Genomic DNA, 4,418 nt, shown 5'->3' with positions numbered 1-4,418 from the left:
GCCGCCAGGGTGTCGAGGTACCGCTCCAGGTCCCGACGGTACGAGGCGAGCGTGTTCGCCGACAGGCCACGCTCGACGGTCAGGTGGTCGAGGTAGCCGCGGACGGCACGGCGCAGGGCCGCGCGGGCGTGACGCCCGCGCCGGCGGTGTCCGGTGCAGCGGTCAGGCCAGCACCTCGGCCAGCGGCAGGGTCGGCATGCCGTGCGCCTCGGCGACCGGGCCGTAGACGACCTGGCCGTCGTGGGTGTTCAGGCCCAGCGCCAGCGCCGGGTCGCGGCGCAGCGCCTCGCGCCAGCCCTGGTTGGCCAACTCCAGCGCGTACGGCAGGGTGACGTTGGTCAGCGCGTAGGTGCTGGTGTTCGGCACCGCGCCGGGCATGTTCGCCACGCAGTAGAAGATCGACTCGTGCACCTTGTAGACCGGGTCGGCGTGCGTGGTGGGACGCGAGTCCTCGAAGCAGCCGCCCTGGTCGATGGCGATGTCGACGAGCACGCTGCCCGGCTTCATCCGGGAGACCAGCTCGTTGGAGATCAGCTTCGGGGCCTTCGCGCCCGGGACGAGGACCGCGCCGATGACCAGGTCCGCGTCGACCACGGCCCGCTCGATCTCGTACGCGTTGGAGGCGACGGTCTGCAGGTGGCCGCGGTAGATGGCGTCGGCCTGGCGCAGCCGGGCGACGTTCTTGTCCAGCAGCAGCACCTCGGACTGCAGGCCCAGGGCGATCGCCGCGGCGTTCAGGCCGGAGACCCCGGCGCCGATGACCACGGTCTTGGCCGCGTACACGCCGGACACGCCGCCGGGGAGCACGCCCCGGCCACCGCCGGTGCGCATCATGTAGAAGGCGCCCACCTGCGGGGCGAGTCGGCCGGCGACCTCGGACATCGGGGCGAGCAGCGGCAGCGACCGGTCGGGCAGCTCGACGGTCTCGTACGCGATGCCGGTGACCTTCCGGTCGACCAGCGCGTCGGTGCACTCCTTGGAGGCGGCCAGGTGCAGGTAGGTGAAGAGCACCTGCCCCTCGCGCATGCGGTGGTACTCCTCCGCGACCGGCTCCTTGACCTTGAGCACCAGCTCCGCGGTGTCCCACACCTCGTCGGCGGTGCCCAGGATCTTGGCGCCGGCCGCGGCGAACTCGTCGTCGCTGATGGTCGACCCGACACGGCGCCGGACTCGACGAAGACCTCGTGACCGTGGCGGGTGAACTCGTTGACGCCCGCCGGCGTGATCGCCACGCGGTACTCGTGGTTCTTGACCTCGCGTGGGATTCCGACCTTCACGATGCAGACACCTCTCTTCGGGGCAGCTCACCCCGACTGCTCGGCCCCGCGCCGGCCCCATTGCCGGCGCGGTCGACCGGTCCCGCCGGCGGCAGTCTAGGCGCGGGAGCACCCTCCGGGGCCCAGCACAGTGACATCCGGTGCCCGATCCGCCTGACGATGTGTCAGGCCTGCAGGCCCGCTCCCCCGCTCGGCGTTCGCCCTCATCGTCGCACCGCGCGACGGGTACCGCCGGGCGGAATCCGCAGGCGACACGCCGGGTGTCCACGCCGCCGCGCTCGGTGCCCGCCGGTCCCCGTCCCGACGCCCGGCGCACGAGCCACCCCGACGCGCACGCCGACGGTCCGAGGGGCCGACCGAGGGCCACCACCGCCCCGCTCTGCGGCGTGTCGCGGTGTCCCGGCGGGCGGATGCCGCGACACGCCGCACAGCGCGACCCAGGCACCCGGTGGAGAGAGCGGCAGGAGGGAGCGGGGACGCGAAAGGGCCGCGCGGCGAACCGCGCGGCCCTTCCCGGGCGTACCCGTCAGCGGGGCAGCGGGGCGTCGGCCCGGCGCAGCACCGACCAGCCGGCGTCGCGGGCCCGGGCGGCGGCGAGCAGCCCGGCCACGCACGGACCGTTGGTGATCTCCCCGGCCAGCACCATGCCGACCGCCTCGTCCAGGTCGAGCCGGACGATCTGGATGTCGGCCTCCTCGTCGCGGCGCTCGTGCCGCGCCTCGGCCGGCACGTCGGCGAGGTCGCGGGCGAGGAAGACCCGGACCACCTCGTCGGAGAAGCCCGGCGAGGTGTGCACGTCGACCAGCAGGTCGAGGGTGCCGGCGGTCAGGTCGGCCTCCTCGGCCAGCTCGCGGGCGGCGGCGGCGGGCAGCGGCTCGCCGGCGACGTCCATCAGCCCGGCGGGCAGCTCCCAGAGGTGCCGCCCCACCGGCTGCCGGTACTGCCGGACGAGCACCACCTGGCCGGCGTCGTCGAGAGCCACCACGGCGACCGCGCCGACGTGCCGGACGTAGTCCCGCTTCGCGGTGTCGCCGCCGGGCATGGTCACCTCGTCGGTGACCACCGAGAAGATCCGGCCCTGGAAGCGCTCCTGCCGGTCCCGCAGCTCGTAACGGTGCTCGACGGCGCTCACGAGGCGGACGCCGCCTTCGCCGTGGCGCCGTTACGGGAGGCCTTCTTCGCCGTCGGGGCCTCCGCCACCGCGTCCAGGTCCACCGGCAGCTGGTCCGCCTCCGAGTACGCCACAGCCGCCTTCACGAACGCCGCGAAGAGCGGGTGCGGGCGGGTCGGGCGGCTCTTCACCTCCGGGTGCGCCTGGGTGGCCACGAAGAACGGGTGCAGGCCGCGGTCCAGCTCGATGAACTCGACCAGCCGGCCGTCCGGCGAGGTGCCGGAGATGTGCAGGCCGGCCTTGGTGAGCTGGTCGCGGTAGGCGTTGTTCACCTCGTAGCGGTGCCGGTGCCGCTCGCTGACCTCGGTGCTGCCGTACGCCTCGGCGACCAGCGAGCCCTCGGCCAGCGTCGCCGGGTACGCCCCGAGCCGCATGGTGCCGCCCAGGTCGCCCTTGCCGGCGACGATGTCCTCCTGGTCGGCCATGGTGGCGATGACCGGGTGCTTGGCCTCCTCGTCGAACTCCAGCGAGTTGGCGCCGTCCAGGCCGGCCAGGTGACGGGCCACCTCGATGGTCATGCACTGCAGGCCGAGGCAGAGGCCGAGCAGCGGGATGCCGTTCTCGCGGGCGTACCGGGCGGTGCCGATCTTGCCCTCGATGCCGCGCACGCCGAAGCCGCCCGGGATGACGATGCCGTCCGCGCCGGCCAGGGCCGCCGCGGCGCCGGCCGGGGTGACGCAGTCGTCGCTGGGCACCCAGCGCAGCTGCACCCGGGCCCGGTGGCCGAAGCCGGCGGCCCGGATCGCCTCGCTCACCGACAGGTACGCGTCGGGCAGGTCGACGTACTTGCCGACCACCGCGACGGTCACCGTGTGGATCGGCTGGTGCACCCGGTCCAGCAGGTCGTCCCAGCTGGCCCAGTCGACGTCGCGGAAGGAGAGACCGAGCCGGCGCACCACGTACGCGTCGAGACCCTCGCGGTGCAGCACCTTCGGGATGTCGTAGATGCTCGGCGCGTCCGGGGCGGCCACGACCGCCTCCCGGTCCACGTCGCAGTAGAGCGAGAGCTTCTCCTTGAGCTTCTCCGGAATCTCCCGGTCGCAGCGCAGCACGATCGCGTCGGGCTGGATGCCGATGTTGCGCAGCTGGGCCACCGAGTGCTGGGTCGGCTTCGTCTTCAGCTCGCCCGAGGGCGCCAGGTACGGCACCAGCGAGACGTGCAGGTAGAAGCAGTTGTCCCGGCCCAGGTCGTGGCGGACCTGGCGGATGGCCTCCAGGAACGGCAGCGACTCGATGTCGCCGACGGTGCCGCCCACCTCGGTGATCACCACGTCCGGGATCTGGCCGTCGCCGTCCGGGTCGGCCATGCCGAGGATCCGGGACTTGATCTCGTTGGTGATGTGCGGAATCACCTGGACGGTGTCGCCCAGGTACTCGCCGCGCCGCTCCTTGGCGATCACGTCGGAGTAGATCTGGCCGGTGGTGACGTTCGCCTTGCCGGACAGGTCCCGGTCGAGGAAGCGCTCGTAGTGCCCGACGTCGAGGTCGGTCTCGGCGCCGTCGTCGGTGATGAAGACCTCACCGTGCTGGAACGGGTTCATCGTCCCCGGGTCGACGTTGAGGTACGGGTCGAGCTTCTGCATCACCACGCGCAGCCCGCGCGCGGTGAGCAGATTGCCGAGGCTGGAGGCGGTGAGGCCCTTACCCAGCGAGGAGGCGACGCCCCCGGTGACGAAAATGTGCCTGGTCGTCCGTGCTGAAGGGGCCAAGGCCTGCTCCCGTGTCGTCCGTAGCGGTCGTGCGAACCGCCGTGCCGATCAGCAAAGTGATCACGCGATCCACGGGATTCCACGGTAACACCTCTCCGGCCCGGGGCGGGCGCCGCACCCACCCCGGCCGGCGTTGGAACCCGCAGCGGGTCAACCCGTCGTGACCTCGGTCGATGTCGGGGTGGCCGACTCCCCGGCCCGCGCGGCGGGCACGCCGGCACCGCCCGCTCCCGCCGCCCGCTCACCCGCGCTCCGCACACC

The 4,418-nt window shown here is 72.9% G+C and carries 3 protein-coding genes and 1 pseudogene; all 4 read right to left on the bottom strand.

What is annotated here, in order from left to right; all coding sequences use genetic code 11:
* Window positions 1-116: site-specific integrase (locus JNW89_RS28795; RefSeq protein ID WP_238451491.1), on the bottom strand; the 116-nt coding region annotated here is incomplete at its 3' end.
* A gap of 46 nt (window positions 117-162) precedes the next feature.
* Window positions 163-1,277, bottom strand: a pseudogene (ald, locus tag JNW89_RS28790) (alanine dehydrogenase).
* Window positions 1,278-1,803: 526 nt separating this feature from the next.
* Window positions 1,804-2,409, bottom strand: coding sequence for an NUDIX domain-containing protein (locus JNW89_RS28785; RefSeq protein ID WP_238451490.1), 606 nt, complete (start codon window positions 2,407-2,409; stop codon window positions 1,804-1,806).
* The gene (locus JNW89_RS28780) at window positions 2,406-4,157 is read right to left on the bottom strand and encodes a CTP synthase (RefSeq protein ID WP_238451489.1); all 1,752 of its coding nucleotides are present in this window, start codon (window positions 4,155-4,157) and stop codon (window positions 2,406-2,408) included. Before JNW89_RS28780 ends, JNW89_RS28785 begins: the two co-directional genes overlap by 4 nt.
* Between the last annotated feature and the right edge of the window lie 261 nt (window positions 4,158-4,418).

It is taken from the genome of Micromonospora sp. 4G55, assembly GCF_016803375.1.
Note: the sequence above shows the minus strand (reverse complement) of the source record. Positions and strands in the feature narration are given on the sequence as shown.